General features: G+C 33.3%; 15 protein-coding genes. 3 read left to right on the top strand and 12 right to left on the bottom strand.

Annotated elements, in window-relative coordinates:
- Positions 1-137: 137 nt before the first annotated feature.
- The 8 genes from A9G12_RS10935 to A9G12_RS10900 all read right to left on the bottom strand — a co-directional run bounded on the left by A9G12_RS10935 (position 138) and on the right by A9G12_RS10900 (position 10,153).
- Positions 138-521 carry a helix-turn-helix domain-containing protein gene (locus A9G12_RS10935; protein WP_065565884.1) on the bottom strand — a complete coding sequence of 128 codons (384 nt, stop codon included), beginning with the start codon at positions 519-521 and terminating at the stop codon, positions 138-140.
- 331 nt (positions 522-852) lie between these two features.
- On the bottom strand, positions 853-3,264 hold the full coding sequence (gene gyrB, locus A9G12_RS10930; RefSeq protein WP_065565883.1) for a DNA topoisomerase (ATP-hydrolyzing) subunit B: 2,412 nt from the start codon (positions 3,262-3,264) through the stop codon (positions 853-855).
- 42 nt (positions 3,265-3,306) lie between these two features.
- Positions 3,307-4,380: a DNA replication/repair protein RecF gene (recF, locus tag A9G12_RS10925; RefSeq protein ID WP_065565882.1), complete on the bottom strand. Its 1,074-nt coding sequence runs from the start codon at positions 4,378-4,380 to the stop codon at positions 3,307-3,309.
- Positions 4,381-4,431: 51 nt separating this feature from the next.
- The gene (gene dnaN / locus A9G12_RS10920) at positions 4,432-5,535 is read right to left on the bottom strand and encodes a DNA polymerase III subunit beta (RefSeq protein WP_065565881.1); all 1,104 of its coding nucleotides are present in this window, start codon (positions 5,533-5,535) and stop codon (positions 4,432-4,434) included.
- A 15-nt stretch (positions 5,536-5,550) separates the two neighbouring features.
- The gene (dnaA, locus tag A9G12_RS10915; RefSeq protein ID WP_065565880.1) at positions 5,551-6,912 is read right to left on the bottom strand and encodes a chromosomal replication initiator protein DnaA; all 1,362 of its coding nucleotides are present in this window, start codon (positions 6,910-6,912) and stop codon (positions 5,551-5,553) included.
- 168 nt (positions 6,913-7,080) lie between these two features.
- Positions 7,081-8,184, bottom strand: a complete 1,104-nt coding sequence (gene ompA, locus A9G12_RS10910) for a porin OmpA (protein WP_065565879.1) — start codon at positions 8,182-8,184, stop codon at positions 7,081-7,083.
- 189 nt (positions 8,185-8,373) lie between these two features.
- Complete coding sequence (locus A9G12_RS10905; protein WP_065565878.1) at positions 8,374-9,282, bottom strand: recombination-associated protein RdgC; 909 nt, start codon at positions 9,280-9,282, stop codon at positions 8,374-8,376.
- A 121-nt stretch (positions 9,283-9,403) separates the two neighbouring features.
- Positions 9,404-10,153, bottom strand: coding sequence for a MipA/OmpV family protein (locus tag A9G12_RS10900; RefSeq protein WP_081299758.1), 750 nt, complete (start codon positions 10,151-10,153; stop codon positions 9,404-9,406).
- Between the two features lie 204 nt (positions 10,154-10,357).
- Between A9G12_RS10900 and A9G12_RS10895 the strand changes: the two genes are divergently transcribed.
- From A9G12_RS10895 to A9G12_RS10885, 3 genes are all read left to right on the top strand, one after another.
- Positions 10,358-11,767 (top strand): aspartate aminotransferase family protein, encoded by a 1,410-nt coding sequence (locus A9G12_RS10895; RefSeq protein WP_141674163.1) that lies wholly within the window; start codon positions 10,358-10,360, stop codon positions 11,765-11,767.
- Positions 11,768-11,855: 88 nt separating this feature from the next.
- The gene (locus A9G12_RS10890; RefSeq protein WP_065565877.1) at positions 11,856-12,905 is read left to right on the top strand and encodes a GNAT family N-acetyltransferase; all 1,050 of its coding nucleotides are present in this window, start codon (positions 11,856-11,858) and stop codon (positions 12,903-12,905) included.
- Entirely contained in the window at positions 12,902-13,771 is an 870-nt protein-coding gene (locus tag A9G12_RS10885) for an arginase family protein (protein ID WP_065565876.1), read from the top strand. Before A9G12_RS10890 ends, A9G12_RS10885 begins: the two co-directional genes overlap by 4 nt.
- A 103-nt stretch (positions 13,772-13,874) precedes the next feature.
- Here the strand turns inward: A9G12_RS10885 and A9G12_RS10880 are convergent, their stop codons facing one another.
- The 4 genes from A9G12_RS10880 to A9G12_RS10865 are packed head-to-tail and all read right to left on the bottom strand — an operon-like array spanning position 13,875 to position 16,194.
- Positions 13,875-14,264: a DMT family transporter gene (locus A9G12_RS10880; RefSeq protein ID WP_065565875.1), complete on the bottom strand. Its 390-nt coding sequence runs from the start codon at positions 14,262-14,264 to the stop codon at positions 13,875-13,877.
- A 1-nt stretch (position 14,265) separates the two neighbouring features.
- On the bottom strand, positions 14,266-14,622 hold the full coding sequence (locus A9G12_RS10875; RefSeq protein ID WP_065565874.1) for a hypothetical protein: 357 nt from the start codon (positions 14,620-14,622) through the stop codon (positions 14,266-14,268).
- The gene (locus A9G12_RS10870) at positions 14,622-15,455 is read right to left on the bottom strand and encodes an alpha/beta hydrolase (RefSeq protein ID WP_065565873.1); all 834 of its coding nucleotides are present in this window, start codon (positions 15,453-15,455) and stop codon (positions 14,622-14,624) included. Before A9G12_RS10870 ends, A9G12_RS10875 begins: the two co-directional genes overlap by 1 nt.
- A 13-nt stretch (positions 15,456-15,468) precedes the next feature.
- Positions 15,469-16,194 carry an MtnX-like HAD-IB family phosphatase gene (locus tag A9G12_RS10865; protein ID WP_065565872.1) on the bottom strand — a complete coding sequence of 242 codons (726 nt, stop codon included), beginning with the start codon at positions 16,192-16,194 and terminating at the stop codon, positions 15,469-15,471.
- Positions 16,195-16,241: the final 47 nt, after the last annotated feature.

The following is a 16,241-nucleotide window of genomic DNA, read 5'->3' as shown; positions in this document are numbered from 1 at the left end:
ATGGTAATAATTGTGACTATCTATCTTGTTGTGAGAATGACTTGCTTGACTTTAGAAATGAGAAAGGAGATACTTTGTCTGCACACAAAGGTTTTTTACCTTTCACATTTCGGGGCTAACAAGTCCCGTTTTGTTTTCTACATACTGATATTCCTTTTATTGACGATATGATTTCCTAGTTTTAATGTATTTAAGATGATCGTAATCTGTTCGCTTTTAAGAAAACCTAGATTTTTCCAAAGTTCATGGATGACGATAAATTCATCTTCGGATATTTCGTTTGGTATACGTCGTGTTAGCTGAGTCAGTTCAACTTTTTCTTTGAGTGTTTCTTGTTCTTGTCTGGTGAGTTTTAATATTTGAATAAGTTTATCAAGTATATTATGTTGAGGTGGTGCTTTTCTTCCTGTTTCGAGAGAACTAATATAACTAGCGTTGACACCTACTCCATAAGCAAGCTCTTTTTGTCCCAATTTTCTCGATTTCCTTAGTTTTTCTAAATAAGCACCAAATGGAGTCATGAATAGAAATCCTTAAATTATTATTACACGTAATTTATCATAAAAAAGAAATAAAAAATACTATAAATATAATTTAACTTATTGTTTTAAAATAAAATTATTCCGTATTATATATAATACGGAATAATAATGGTCTACATAAATTTATCTTTTTGATAAATAGAATTTTCTAATTAGGTATTATTGACTTAATGTTATTTTCCTCTAATTTGTATAGTAAAATAAAAAAACCAGACATTGAGTCTGGTTTTTTATTTCAGTAATTACTGGATTTTATTTCACGTACTCTGGAATTATTTCATTAATTTCCGGATCCGACAAAAAAATTTATTTAAAAATCTAAATTAGCTGCTTTAAGGGCATTTTCTTCAATGAATAACCGTCGTGGTTCAACTTCGTCACCCATTAGTGTGGTAAACAATTGATCTGCCTCAATGGCATCTTTAATTGTAACTTGTAACATGCGACGGCTGGTCGGATCCATAGTTGTTTCCCATAATTGTTCTGGATTCATTTCACCCAGACCTTTATAGCGTTGAATTGTTAGTCCACGACGCGATTCTTTGATTAACCAATCTACAGCTTCTTCAAAAGAACTTACTGGTTGATTGCGTTCACCTCGTTTAATAAAAGCACCTTCCTCAAGTAAATCTTGTAATTGCGCACCCAAATGACAAATATTGCGATATTCGTTGCTATGAATAAATACTTGATCTAATGCATAATTAGTATCAACACCATGAGTTCTAACTTTAATAACCGGTACATATAATTGAGTTTTTTCATTATATTTGGCTGAATAACGATAGGTGCTACCGTGTTGTTCTTTACTGGATAACTTCTCAACAATGGATTTCGCCCAATTTTCAGCTTGCTGTTGACTCTTTAATATATTTTCATCTAATACATCTTGATAAATCAATTCAGACAGCAAAGATTTAGGATAGCGACGTTCCATTTTAGTAATAAGTTTTTCAACTTTTTGGTATTCAGCAATGAGTTTTTCTAATGCTTGACCAGCTAAAGCTGGAGCATGATTATTTACATGTAATGATGCATCTTCAAGAGCTAATGCTATTTGGAATTGTGTCATGGCATCATCATCTTTAATATATTGTTCTTGTTTGCCTTTTTTAACTTTGTAAAGCGGTGGTTGAGCAATATAAACATATCCACGTTCGATGATTTCGGGCATTTGGCGATAAAAGAAGGTTAAAAGTAAAGTCCGGATATGTGAACCATCGACATCGGCATCGGTCATGATGATGATACTATGATACCGCATCTTGTCAGGATTATATTCATCTCGACCGATACCACAACCTAGCGCTGTAATAAGTGTTGCTACTTCTTGAGAGGATAGCATTTTATCGAAACGCGCTTTTTCGACATTCAAAATCTTACCTTTAAGCGGTAAAATTGCTTGATTCTTACGGTTACGCCCTTGTTTAGCCGAGCCTCCCGCAGAGTCCCCTTCCACCAAGTAAAGTTCAGATAAAGCCGGATCTTTTTCTTGGCAATCAGCAAGTTTGCCAGGTAATCCACCTAAATCTAATGCACCTTTTCGGCGAGTCATCTCCCGAGCTTTTCGTGCTGCTTCACGGGCTCTTGCTGCATCAATTATTTTTCCGACAACAATTTTGGCGTCAGACGGATTTTCAAGTAAATATTCGGTTAATTTTTCACCCATTACCGATTCAACAGCGGCTTTAACTTCTGATGAAACTAACTTATCTTTGGTTTGTGATGAAAATTTAGGATCCGGTACTTTAACTGATACTACAGCAATTAAACCTTCACGGGCATCATCTCCGGTAGCACTTATTTTAGCTTTTTTGCTATAACCTTCACTTTCCATGTAATTATTCAACGTACGTGTCATAGCACCTCTAAATCCAGCTAAGTGGGTACCACCATCTCTTTGCGGGATATTATTAGTAAAGCAATAGATGTTTTCTTGATAACCATCATTCCATTGCAATGCCACTTCAACACCAATATTGTCTTTTTCCGTACTAAAATAGAATATTTTAGGGTGAATTGGGTTTTTGTTTTTATTTAAATATTCAACAAAGGCTTGAATACCACCTTCATAGTGATAATGTTCACTTTTTCCACTGCGTTCATCAATTAATTTAATGGAAACACCAGAATTTAAGAAGGAGAGTTCGCGTAAACGTTTAGCTAATATTTCATATACAAATTCTATATTGGTAAATGTTTCAGGGCTAGGCCAAAAACGAACATAAGTACCTGATTCATTAGTTTCGTCAATAACTTTCAAAGGTTCTTCTGGAACACCTAAATGATAAATTTGTTTGTGTATTTTCCCATCCCGGTAAATAACTAATTCTAATTTATCTGATAGAGCATTAACCACAGAAACCCCAACTCCATGTAAACCACCCGATACTTTATAAGAATTATCATCAAATTTACCACCAGCATGAAGCACAGTCATAATAACTTCAGCAGCAGAAATGCCTTCTTCTTCATGTATACCTGTTGGGATCCCACGACCATCGTCACGCACAGAAACAGAATTGTCAGGGTGGATGGTTACTTCTATATGGCTACAATAACCAGCTAATGCTTCGTCGATGGCATTATCAACTACCTCAAAAACCATATGATGAAGTCCTGTCCCATCATCAGTATCACCAATATACATGCCAGGACGTTTTCGTACGGCATCAAGACCTTTAAGCACTTTTATGCTAGATGAATCATAAGAATTAGACATGAATTTCTCGACTTATTTAATTTTTTTTATCGTTTTGTATAATTAGGAAATTATACCAGATTTTATGTAAAAAATCTTATCATTTTCATCAATAATCTGGGTAATTTGGTCTTGGCTGACGGCAGTGATGAAAACTTGTGATTGAGCAGATTTTAATCGTTGCGATAATAAATTACGTTTAAGGTGATCTAATTCAGATGCAAAGTCATCAATTAAGTAAATACACGATTGTTTTGTTTGTTTAGTATAGTATTCACCTTGTGATAAACGTAACGCACACATCAATAATTTAAGTTGTCCTCGAGATAACAAATCTTCAACCGGGATGTTTTCGATGCGTAATTTGATATCAGCCTTATGAGGTCCTGACGAAGTATAGTTGATTAGCTTGTCTCGCTCATATTGCCTATATAATATTTCAGTGTAATCGATATCGTGATCCCACCCTTGGTAATATAAACAATTAAGTTGATATTCGGGTAGAAAGTCCTGACTTGTGTGTATAATTTCTGGAAAAATTTGTCGGGTATAATCTTCTCTTATTTGGCTAATCTTTTGTGCTATAGGAGCAAGTTCTTTGTCCCATGGCAATAACTGATTATAGTTATTTGATTGTTTTAATAATGCATTGCGTTGTTTGAATAAACGTTTTAGATTATTCCAAAGATAGACAAATTCTGGATAATGGTGAAAACAACCCCAGTCAATAAACGCACGTCGGTATTTAGGACCACCAGTGAGTAAATCAAAACCTTCAGGTGTAATCAATTGAATTGGCAGTAATTTTGCCAAATCAGTTAATCGAAAACCTTCATTACCATCTATTTTTATTTTATTATCATTATTGCGGGTTTTTGATAGGCCAATTGAATGCGTTTGGTTATTTGATGATTCAATTTTGCTATATAAAACTAATTCAGGATGATCATGTTGAATAATACGATTTGATTGAATATGCCTAAATGATCTACCATGCCCTAACATATAGATAGCTTCAAGAAGGCTAGTTTTTCCACTACCATTATTACCAACTATAAAGTTGAAGTTGGGGGATAAAATTAATTCAGCATAATCAATATTACGAAAATGATGAATTTTGATTTGTGAAAGAGTCATAACCTCGATCTAAATTGTCCGGCCGAAGCCGGAATATATAATTTGATAGAATTATAGTCGCATTGGCATAACGACATAAGTAGCAGATTGATCATTGATATCTTCAATTTGCACACTTGATGTAGCATCTGTTAATAGCAGTTGAACACTATCACATTTTAATGTGTTTAATATGTCTAATAGGTAGGTTACATTAAAACCAATTTCTAACCCAGATGATTCATATTTTACGTCAATAACTTCCTCTGCTTCTTCTTGTTCTGGATTGTTTGCAGTAATTTTTATTTGATTATTGTTAACATAAAGCCTTATCCCACGGAATTTTTCATTTGATAAAATCGCCACCCGTGAAAGTGCATTTTTTAATTCTTCGCATGATACTTCAAGTGGTTTGTCTGGGTTTCGTGGTAGTACTCGTTTATAATCTGGAAATCGACCATCGATAAGTTTAGATGTAAAGGTAAAATCGGTAAGATTTACGCGCAAATTGTTGTTACCAACTTGTACGTTAATTGGTTCATCATTATCACTAACTAATTTTGCCAGTTCAATTACTCCTTTTCTTGGTAGAATAACCGAACAGGATGTTGGGACATCTTGACCAATTGGCTGCGCACAAACAGCTAATCGATGACCATCAGTGGCTACTGTCTTTAATAAACCGTCTTCAATTTCAAATAACATTCCATTTAAATAATACCTTACATCTTGATTTGCCATGGAAAATTGAACTGCATCAATAAGTCGTTTGATAGTTTTCTGTGGTACCGAAAAATTAATATCACTTTGCCAATTTTCCAAATTAGGAAAGTCACTTGCCGGTAAAGTAGCTAAAGAAAATTTACTCCGACCGGATTGAATTATTAATCGATTATCATCAACGGTTATCGAAATTTGAGCGTTGTTTGGAAGGTTTCGACAAATATCAAGAAATTTCCTAGCCGGTACTGTTGTTGCTCCAGGTTCATTTGTTTCAATAAGAGGCAAATGAGATATCATCTCTATTTCAAGATCTGTTCCTGTCATTGATAAAGTGTTATCACTAACTTGTAGTAATAAATTGCCTAAAATTGGTAATGTCGGACGACTGCTTAACGGTGCACTAACAAGTTGTAATGGTTTGATGAGTTTTTCGCGATCAATAATAAATTTCATAATGTTGATTCTTTTTTAAGTTGATAATGTTCGAATTAAATTAGAATAATCTTGTTTAATATCATTGCTTTCTTCTTTCAATTCAGCGATTTTACGACAAGCATGTAATACTGTTGTATGATCTCGTCCGCCAAAACCATCGCCAATTTCAGGAAGGCTTTTATTAGTTAATTCTTTAGCCAGCGCCATTGCTACTTGGCGAGGTCTTGCTACTGAACGTGAACGCCGTTTAGATAATAAATCAGAAACTTTAATTTTGTAGTATTCAGCAACAGTTTTTTGAATATTATCAATAGTAATTAATTTTTCTTGTAATGCAAGTAGATCTTTTAAAGCATCTTTAACAAACTCAATAGTTATTGATTTGCCAGTAAAATTTGCATTAGCAATGACTCGATTAAGAGCTCCTTCTAATTCTCGAACGTTAGAGCGTAAACGTTTAGCAATAAAAAAGGCCACTTCTTCGGGTAATTTGATATTATTTTCTTCGGCCTTCTTCATCAAAATAGCAACACGGGTTTCGAGTTCGGGAGGTTCAATAGCAATAGTTAAGCCCCAACCAAAACGTGATTTTAAACGATCCTCTACACCATTAATTTCCTTTGGATAACGATCTGAAGTTAAAATAATTTGTTGATTACCTTCTAATAAAGAATTAAAGGTATGGAAAAACTCCTCTTGAGATCTTTCTTTATTAGCAAAAAATTGTATATCATCAATAAGTAAAGCATCAACAGAACGATAGTAATTTTTAAATTCTTCAATGGCATTATTTTGTAAAGCTTTTACCATATCTTGGACAAATCGTTCAGAATGCATATAGACAACTTTAGAATTGCTTTTGGCAGCCATTATCTGATTACCAACGGCATGCAATAAGTGGGTCTTACCTAAACCTGTTGAACCATATAAAAATAGTGGGTTATAAGCTTTTCCAGGGTTTTCAGCTACTTGTTTGGCTGCTGCAACTGCAAGTTGATTAGATTTTCCTTCAACAAAACTATCAAAGGTGTGTTTATAATTAATTCCTGAATGGTAAATGTGATTATTTTTATTATTTTCTTTAGTTGTTTTCCATGTGGGTTTAATAGATTCTTTGGGCTCATTATTTTTTACTTTTTTATTTGTTGCTAAAGTAGAACCAACTTCAAGATATAATTTTAAACTATCATTATCAAATAATTTATTTAACAATAGAGATATAGTGGTTAGGTATTTATTTCTTACCCAATCTAAGACAAACCGATTAGGTGCATAAATATACAGCTTGTCATCAACCAGCTCCGCTTGCAGTGGACGAATCCATAAATTGAATTCCGTTGTGGGAATTTCTTCTTGTAATTGAGAAAGACAATCTTGCCAGATAGCGGTAGGCACAGTAACTCCTTTTAACTTTGATTACTAACAGTATGGTTGTTAGTATAAGCTTTTTTGTGGATAATTTATAGAGTAAAACCAATATATAATTTAGTTACTAACAAATTATAAATAGAAAATAAAAAACCCGGTTTTAACCGGGTTTTAGGGAAATTAATTATATTGATATTAATTAGTTGATTCAATTACTTTAATTTCTTGAACATTACGTGCTTTAACTTCAATTTCAACACGACGATCAGGTGCTAAACAAGCTTTTAACTCAGCGCCACGAAGTGCATTACATTTAGTTCCAGTCACTGGTTGAGATTTACCCATACCACGAGCACTAATTAAGTTAGATGGAACACCTTTAGCAACAAGGTATCGCATTACAGAATTAGCACGTTGTTCTGATAGTTTTTGGTTATAGCTAACTGAACCAATTCGGTCAGTATGACCAATAACCACTACCGCACTTTGAGTTGGGTTAATTTTAACTAATGATGTTAATAAATTGTCTAATGCTTGACGACCTTCTTCTTTAAGATCAGCTTTTGCATAAGCAAATAAAACATCTTCGTTTAATACATAACGATTTTCTTGTGTTTTTACTTCAACTTTTGGAGCTGGAACTTCTGGTGAACCTAAACGATAAGTAATACCTAAAGTTAACAAGCCATTGTCTGGAGATGCATCAGTTTTAGTATGAATATGGTTAACATATTGATATTCTAAACGAGTTGAAAAATCTTCAGATAGACGATAATCAAGACCTAAAGCAAACACTGGAGAAACATCAGTTTTAGAGCCACCACGGCCATAATCTTCTTTAACGTCACCACTATTTTTCCATTTAGCAATAGTGACCATTCCACCCGCACGACCATAAATATCTAAGTCATCAGTTAAGAATGATAGTGGATAACTTACTTTACCAGTTAAAGATACACCTTGTGCATCAATTTTACTTTTTCCATAATTAGTGTTGTCATCTTTCCAAGTTCTTTTATATCTAGCAGAACCTAACCAGTCATAACCTAATTCAAATGCAAGGTAAGGGTTAGCTTGGAAGCCAACAAATGCACCACCACCAATGTTGCTTCGATCGGAGGTTTTAATACCCACTTCACTTTTATCATCACCACGAACTTTATTGGCATCTAAATTATACATTTCAGACCAACCTAATTTACCACCAATGTAGAACGTATTATCTTCATATGCTGCATTCGCTGCAGTTGCAGTTAAACTTGCTACTGCGATTGCAAGAGCTAACGTTGTTTTTTTCATTTTATTGCCTCAACTATATGTTGTTATAGACGTTGTTTTATTTTCTTTTGTTTAAATATTACTTTAATCAAAAGAAAAATTACTTATTTTTATTAATTATGCTATGCATAATCTACCGAGATTATAGCACAATTAATATGCAAATCTATAATTATTGATATTGTAGATAAAAATATTTAAATAAAATTATCAAATAATTTTATTAATAACAGTATAAAAATCTTTAATGGTATTGGATAATATTTTGACCATAATGAAAAAATCCGCTTCAAGACGTTTATCTGATTCATCAGGACTAATATCTACATTTTCATCTAAAATACTTACATCAAATTTAATACGTTTAAAGGTTAAATCAGTATTAACGATAAAGCTTACCCCACGTTCATCTATTATTTGAATTTTAGTGACCCATTTACCTGAAGTAAAATGGATTAATATTTCCTCGGAAGTGATCTCTTGGTTTTTACAAACAATGATACCATTACCTTCAAGTGGATCTTTTAGTTCAACTTGATTACCTAATATAAATGGAGAAAAGCTAAGCTTTTCTTTAACCCATTTGGTGGTTATTTGCTCCAAAGGTTTATCAATTGATAAAGGTGTTAATGCAAGTGAACCAAGTTCTTTGCGTAAAATAGCTAAAATATCTTCTGCTTGCTTAAAACTATTACAATCTACAATAATTCGCTTGTTATTGGTATCGATCCATAACCAGTAATAATTGTATTTGCTGAATGCTCTAGGCATCAAATCAATCATGACTTCATCCTTCAAGGTAGCTTTTTCATTTTTGCTTAGCTTTCTATTTAATACTTGTTCTTGTTTATCTATTTTTTCCAATAAAGCTTGTTTAATAACAGGTGAAGGTAATATTTTAGTTTCTTTTTTTATTCGTAATAGTAAATGTCCTTGCATATCGACAATAAAATCATCTTGATTATTGTCATTGTATGGTGACACCCAACCCATTTTATTATTATCTAAATTACCACATGGTATAAATGGGTGCGACTTTATCGCTTTATCAATTGTTTCTTTATTAAGTAAAGTATCATTATTTATTTGATAAATAATGGCATTTTTAAACCAAAGCATACTATAATTTTCCTGATTTTTGATTCGAAATAATAATTTATCGCGATTAATATTGCATAACGTTTATACTAAAACTAGTGATAATGTTATTGATTAGTTTACAAAAGAAGAATAGTAATAATTAAAAATTATAAGATACTCCCATGTAAATAGAAGTTATGGCACTATTGTCTACCATAGGGCTATCAGCTGCATCTCCAGTTAATTTATCTATATGAATACCACCATAAGTTGCAAAGTGATTAGTCAACTTATATTGTGCGCCTAATTCTGCATAAGGTGTAAAAGAATTGTCGGCATTATGATAACGTAATTTTGAACGGTTTGATTCTTTATGGGAGATACCATAATAATAATTATTGTGATTGCTATTAGCCCAGTTAATGCCTATGGTAGGGAGTAGAATTAGATCACCTTCTGCAACAGGGAGAGTATAGTCAGCATTGACTAAAATACTGTTACTTTCATCTAATACATCAGCACCAACGTTACTAGAAAAACTTCCCCAACTAGTATTAAGATTATATTCAATTTCAGCTAATAAAGTTGAGTAACGCTTATCTAATTTCTTTAACTTATGATTGGATGAATCATGAGGTTTGAATTCATTAGTTAAATAACGCCCACCTATGGAGATGCTTTGATTATCAGTATGATAAATATAGGCACCAGCTGATAAATCATCTATAAAAAATGAACCATTATCATAATCAATATGCGGTATAGGATAAAGGTTTGAGCTATATTTTTTATAAGGTGAGTCTGTCCAGCCAACTCCAACACCTAAGGAAGTAGGATCTGCTGCGGCACTTAAAGCGTATCCTAAAGTAATTACTGATAAAATAGGCGTAATACATAGCGTTTTTTTCATTTTTTGATACTCTTCAATAAGTGTTTTTTTACTTATCCCAAATGTTACAAATAAGGTATTTAAAGCATTTTATATTAATAGTCTGCATTTAGGTGAATATACCGTCACAAAATCTATACATTAATTGCACATTGTAACAAGTAGATCTCTTAGATAATAATGCCACATTTTATCATGTTTGAATATGGATTAGTGAGATAACTTATGAGTAAACCAACTTTAGAAATGATTAATAGTCGCCCTGATGATGCGACACTACTTGCTGATGAAGCTAAATATTGTTCTTTTGGTGATACCGTACATTATGTTGAACCACCAAAAATTTTTGATGGTTGTGAAGGTAGTTACATGTATGATAAAGAAGGTAAAGCCTTCCTTGACCTTCAGATGTGGTACTCTGCGTGTAATTTTGGCTATGCCAATGAACGTTTAAATAATGTTCTCAAAAAACAAATTGATACCCTACCGCAATGTGCAAGTCAATATTTGCATCCAACCAAGATAGAATTAGCTAAAACCATTGCTCAAGGTATGCAACAGCGATTCGGTTATGAAGGTCGTGTGCATTTTAATGTTGGTGGTTCACAATGTATTGAAGACTCGTTGAAATTGGTTCGCAATGCTTCTGGTGGTAAATCATTAATGTTTGCTTTCCAAGGCGGATATCATGGTAGAACACTTGGTGCATCATCAATCACTTCAAGTTATCGTTATCGTCGTCGTTATGGTCATTTTGGTGATCGTGCGATGTTTGTACCATTCCCATATCCATTCCGTCGACCAAAAGGCATGACTGCTGAAGAGTATGGTGAACATTTAGTTGCTGAATTTGCACGTTTGTTTGAAACAGAATATCACGGTGTTTGGGATCCAAAAGTTGGACAGGCTGAATATGCAGCATTTTATGCAGAACCTTTACAAGCAACCGGTGGTTATATTGTTCCGCCACGTAATTATTTCAAAGGACTTAAAAAAGTCTTGGATCAATATGGAATTTTATTAGTAGTGGATGAAATTCAAATGGGCTTTTATCGTACTGGTAAACTTTGGTCAATTGAACATTTCGATGTAAAACCTGATGTGGTAGTGTTTGCCAAAGCATTAACTAACGGATTAAATCCATTAGGTGGTTTATGGGCGCGTGAAGAGTTAATTAATCCACAAGTATTCCCAGTTGGATCTACTCACTCAACATTTGCTTCAAACCCACTCGGTACGGCTGTTGGTTTAGAAGTATTAAAAATGACCTCAGAAACTGATTATGAAAAAATGGTGATGGATAGTGGTGCTTATTTCCTTGAAGGATTAAAAACGCTAGAGAAGAAACATAAAGAAATCGGTGAAGTTGACGGTTTAGGTTTAGCGCTTAGAGCAGAAATTTGTACTGAGGATGGCTTCACCGCTAATAAAGCATTAGTGGATAAAATGGTCGATATTGGTATGTCAGGTGATCTTGATTGGAAAGGCACTAAAATGGGCTTAGTACTTGATATTGGTGGTTATTATAAAAATGTAATCACATTTGCACCGTCATTACATATTTCTCGTCAAGAAATAGACCAAGGTATTGAGTTGCTTGACCAATTAATAACACGAGCTAAAAAAGAACTTTAATATTAATATTCGTTTTCTAATTTCTAACTTCCCGTCGACTTTATGTTGCCGGGATAGTTGTATCAAAATTAATCATATATAAATACTAATGAAATATCTTAATCAGTTAGAACCTAATCAATTAATAGATAATTTTTTAGCTCATCCACCTAAGCACTTTTGTGCATGGCTAAGTGAAGATGGTGTACCTGCATTTTCGGCTAAATTTGATTTATTAACAACGGCTGATGATAATTTCAAAAATAAAATCCAGAAACTCCCTTTTTTTAAAAAATGGCAACATTGGCTACAACCAAATACCTGTTTTATTGGTACTACTGTTTCAGAATATACTTTACTCAATCATCACATTAATGTAGAGCAGTTAGCTAATAATTTAAAAACGACTTATGCCAAACAATATCCTTTTTTAATTGTTAAAGATTTACCTTTAGCTTCTCCATTACTTAATGAAAAGGATAATCAATATTCTCAACAACTTATTTCGTCGCTAAAAAAACGAGGCTTTATTGAAGTTGAAGGGCAAGCATTAGCTTGGGTACCGATTAATTTTACTAGTATTGATGATTTATTTACTCGTTTTTCATATAGTCGTCGTAAAAACTTTAGACGAAAATTAAAAGCTCGTGAAAAATTAGCAATCGATATATTACAAAGCGGTGATGATTGTTTTTTTGACGATGCAATATTAGATAAATATTATCAGCTGTATCTAAATGTTTATCAGCAAAGTGAAGTACATTTTGATTTATTAACTAAACCTTTTTTTATTCAATTATTACAAAACAAAGCCGCTCAAGCTCGCATTTTTACTTACCACTACAATGGTGAATTGATTGGTTTTAATATCTGTTTTGTGGTTAATAACATGTTGATTGATAAATATATTGGGTTAGTTTATCCTCAAGCAAGAGACTTAAATCTCTATTATGTAAGTTGGTTTATTAATCTTGAATATGCGTTACAACAAGGATTTAGTCACTACATTGCAGGTTGGACCGATCCTGAAGTAAAAGCATCGTTAGGCGCAAGTTTCACCTTAACCAAACATTTAGTTTATATTCGCAATCCATTATTAAGAATGGCTTTGCGTAGCATGATTGGTCATTTTGAAAATGATAAGGAGAAAGTGGCATGACATTTCCTGTTATACTCAATTTCGATCAGAGTGTAGGTGAGATTAAGCATGCTAATATGATCGATGTTACTCATTGGCAAGATGATATTCGCTTTGGTTGTTCTGAAAAAAAGTTCAGAGAACTTGCTAGATCTCTTCAACAATTATTACCCGAAAATCATGGTACAGTGCTAATGGGTAGCGGTGATTATCACCATATTTCTTTGTTACTTATTGAGCGTCTAGCAGAGCAATATTCAGCAGAGAATCCTATCCAAGTGGTAATTTTTGATAATCATCCAGATAACATGCGTTATTTGTTTGGCATTCATTGTGGTTCATGGGTAAGTTATGCTGCAAGCTTACCATTTGTTAGTCATGTGCATGTATTAGGGATTACCTCACATGATATTGGACTTTCTCATTTTTGGGAAAATAGATGGCAGCCACTTTTCCATAAAAAACTCACTTATTGGAGTTTAAATGTTAATGTCTCATGGGCGCAAAAAATCGGTTTAAGTCATGCCTTTCGGCATTTTGCTACACCCGACGATTTAATTGCAAGTTTCTTATCAGAACAATACCATAATACTCAATCAGTTTACTTATCTATTGATAAAGATGTATTGAGCGAAGATGTTATTCATACTAATTGGGATCAAGGCAAGCTACAAACTTATCATATACTCGACACGATTACTTCAATAAAACAACGAATTATTGGTAGTGATATTACTGGTGAACTGTCAATATGGCAATCATCCAATTGGTTTAAACGCTTGTTAAGTTCATTGGATAAACAACCTACAATTTCACCAGCAAACCTTAATAATTGGCAACAAGAACAGCATCAACTGAATTTGATATTATTAAAAGCGCTGATGTAGTTCTGAATAAGCTTGTAAAGAAGTTTCAGGTCAGCTATACGTTTCAATATATAATCAGGAATCGAGTTAGTATTTGAATTTAACAATCTTTAAATTAATTCTGCTAATTTGAGGCCTGTTTAGATAACTTGCTTTCAGCAATTGCTAAAAATAAAATACCTGAAATAATTAATATTGCGCCAATTAATTTATACTGCGTAATAGGCTCATGGAATAACCAAACTGAGACAATCATCACTGTTACTATTTCGAAATGTGAAGCAGCAAAAGCAGGGCCAACAGGTGCCTTTTTTAACAATGTCATCCAGGTAAAGAAAGTTAAAATGTAACCTGCTATAGATATATATATCCAAGGATTAGTAAACACTCTAATTAACCATTCTATACTCATCGCTAAAGGTTGAGCATGAATTGCCGTTAGTTTAAAACTGCACTGGGCAATGGTATCAAAAATTAGTAATACAGTAAAACCGATTAAATAGAATCTGACCATATCAACTCATCCCGACAAAAATCACACCAGATGTAATTAACAACATACCTATTATTCGATATAAAGTTAATAATTCTTTAAAAAGAACACGCCCCACTAGCATTATGGTAATAATATTAAATGAAGCAAGTAATACTCCCTGAGAAAGAGGAACTAGAGTCAAAAATGCTAGCCATAACAAAAATTCCACAATGTAAGCAATAATTCCGACCCAGATCCAAATATTTTTTGCAAGATCTAACCAGTAATACCAACCATCACGGTTATTGGGTGAAATAGCGGCAAATTTAAAAGCAACTTGTCCAAGAGTATCAAAACAGATATTACTGATCCAAAGTATAATAACTAATGGTGACATTACACTTTTATCCTTGCTGCAATTTTATTGAAAAAAGAAACGGATTCATTAATGACTTCTCGTCTTTGACTATCAATAGTGATTAAGTGGTAACTATCATTAAGTACAATAAGTTTCTTGGTTCCAGAGACATTTTTCTCAACTAATTTAGCATTGGTTTCAATATTAGCGATATCGTCATTACCGGAATGAATAATTAAACAAGGTGAAGTTACTTTGGGCAATTGCTTACGTACATGTTTGGCCAATAACTGCATTTCAGCTAGAGCCGGAAATGGATTACCTGCTAGTCCAGCAGCTCCACTATCACCACTGAGCATACTTTCAGATACTACCGCGCGAATACGTTCATCTTTTAGTCCATAAGGTGGTTTTTCAATAAATGAAACTTTTTGAAAAATACCGAGTTTTTTAAAATAGACTAACAAAAAGAAAAACTTTTTAGCCCAAAATGGCATACTCCAACCATCATAATAAAATGTTGGCGCAAGAACGCCCACTCCTTTGACTTGTTCAGGTCTATCCGCGGCGAGTTGTAATGCAAGTAGGGCACCCATTGATAATCCAGCAACAAAAACATTATCAACATGTTGAGCTAAATAATCGGCACCATCTTGCACACTTTTATACCAATCTTGCCATGTTGTTTTACATAGATCTGCTTCAGTACCACAATGACCAGCTAGTTGTACTGCATAAACAGTAAATCCGGCTTTATGTAGTCCATTGGCTAAAATACGCATTTCATTTGGTGTGCCAGTTAACCCATGAACCAAAAGCACCCCATTTTTGTTACCCGGTAAAAAATAAGACAAATCTTGTGCTGTATCCATTATAATTCCTAATTTACTTTACCATCATGTATGGAATTGCTGTTGACTGTGCTTGCTTCAATGCTTTGGTTACATCAGCAAAACAATTAATCGCACTATATTCAATCTTATTTTTTTTACAATAATGAATGAGTTTATCCTTAGCAAAAACAAAATCCACATTATGTGACACACAGTAATCTGAAGTACCATCGCCAACATAAAGTATTTGATTAAAATGTTGCTGTTTTACATGATTACATTTGCAATTACCACTTTGTTTAATACAATTTTTATTAGCATAAGGGAATTCTAATCGCCAGCTGCGATCATTATCATGCAATAGTTTATTTGCAAAAATCGGTAAATGTTCCATGCCATGACGTTTTAAAATAAACTGAATAGCATAATCTAATCCATCACTGACAATATGCACAGGAATATGATTTGTTTCGGTATACTCAATAAAAGCTTTAAATGTTGGGTCAATTTCAATTTGTGACAAGACATAATTAAGCTCATCAAGGTTGGCTTTCATTAATGCAATTTGCTTACTCATGCACTCTTGAGAACCAATCTTACCATTAACCCATAATTCTTCTAATTCGTCACAACCATCTTGACCGAAATGGCTCAGTAAAGTATCAGTGACATCCTTCACGCTAATGGTGCCGTCAAAGTCACATAAAACAATTGGTGTTTGATATTGTGTATAAGAAGGATAATAAATATGGTTTGCAATCGATGAAAAAGTATTCATTTGTTAATAAACATATTCAATTTATATAAATGTGCAAATTTTCTCAT

Origin of the sequence: Gilliamella sp. wkB112 (genome assembly GCF_001690685.1) — a bacterium.
In the GTDB taxonomy this organism is placed as follows: Bacteria; Pseudomonadota; Gammaproteobacteria; order Enterobacterales; family Orbaceae; genus Gilliamella; species Gilliamella apicola_J.
The sequence above is the reverse complement of the archived record's forward strand: the minus strand, read 5'-3'. Positions and strand labels throughout refer to the sequence as shown.

Coding starts and splice junctions, on each gene's coding strand:
- A9G12_RS10935 (WP_065565884.1), bottom strand. CDS start 521: ATGACTCCATTTGGTGCTTATTTAGAAAAACTAAGGAAATCGAGAAAA.
- gyrB (WP_065565883.1), bottom strand. CDS start 3,264: ATGTCTAATTCTTATGATTCATCTAGCATAAAAGTGCTTAAAGGTCTT.
- recF (WP_065565882.1), bottom strand. CDS start 4,380: ATGACTCTTTCACAAATCAAAATTCATCATTTTCGTAATATTGATTAT.
- dnaN (WP_065565881.1), bottom strand. CDS start 5,535: ATGAAATTTATTATTGATCGCGAAAAACTCATCAAACCATTACAACTT.
- ompA (WP_065565879.1), bottom strand. CDS start 8,184: ATGAAAAAAACAACGTTAGCTCTTGCAATCGCAGTAGCAAGTTTAACT.
- A9G12_RS10905 (WP_065565878.1), bottom strand. CDS start 9,282: ATGCTTTGGTTTAAAAATGCCATTATTTATCAAATAAATAATGATACT.
- A9G12_RS10900 (WP_081299758.1), bottom strand. CDS start 10,153: ATGAAAAAAACGCTATGTATTACGCCTATTTTATCAGTAATTACTTTA.
- A9G12_RS10895 (WP_141674163.1), top strand. CDS start 10,358: ATGAGTAAACCAACTTTAGAAATGATTAATAGTCGCCCTGATGATGCG.
- A9G12_RS10890 (WP_065565877.1), top strand. CDS start 11,856: ATGAAATATCTTAATCAGTTAGAACCTAATCAATTAATAGATAATTTT.
- A9G12_RS10885 (WP_065565876.1), top strand. CDS start 12,902: ATGACATTTCCTGTTATACTCAATTTCGATCAGAGTGTAGGTGAGATT.
- A9G12_RS10880 (WP_065565875.1), bottom strand. CDS start 14,264: ATGGTCAGATTCTATTTAATCGGTTTTACTGTATTACTAATTTTTGAT.
- A9G12_RS10875 (WP_065565874.1), bottom strand. CDS start 14,622: ATGTCACCATTAGTTATTATACTTTGGATCAGTAATATCTGTTTTGAT.
- A9G12_RS10870 (WP_065565873.1), bottom strand. CDS start 15,455: ATGGATACAGCACAAGATTTGTCTTATTTTTTACCGGGTAACAAAAAT.
- A9G12_RS10865 (WP_065565872.1), bottom strand. CDS start 16,194: ATGAATACTTTTTCATCGATTGCAAACCATATTTATTATCCTTCTTAT.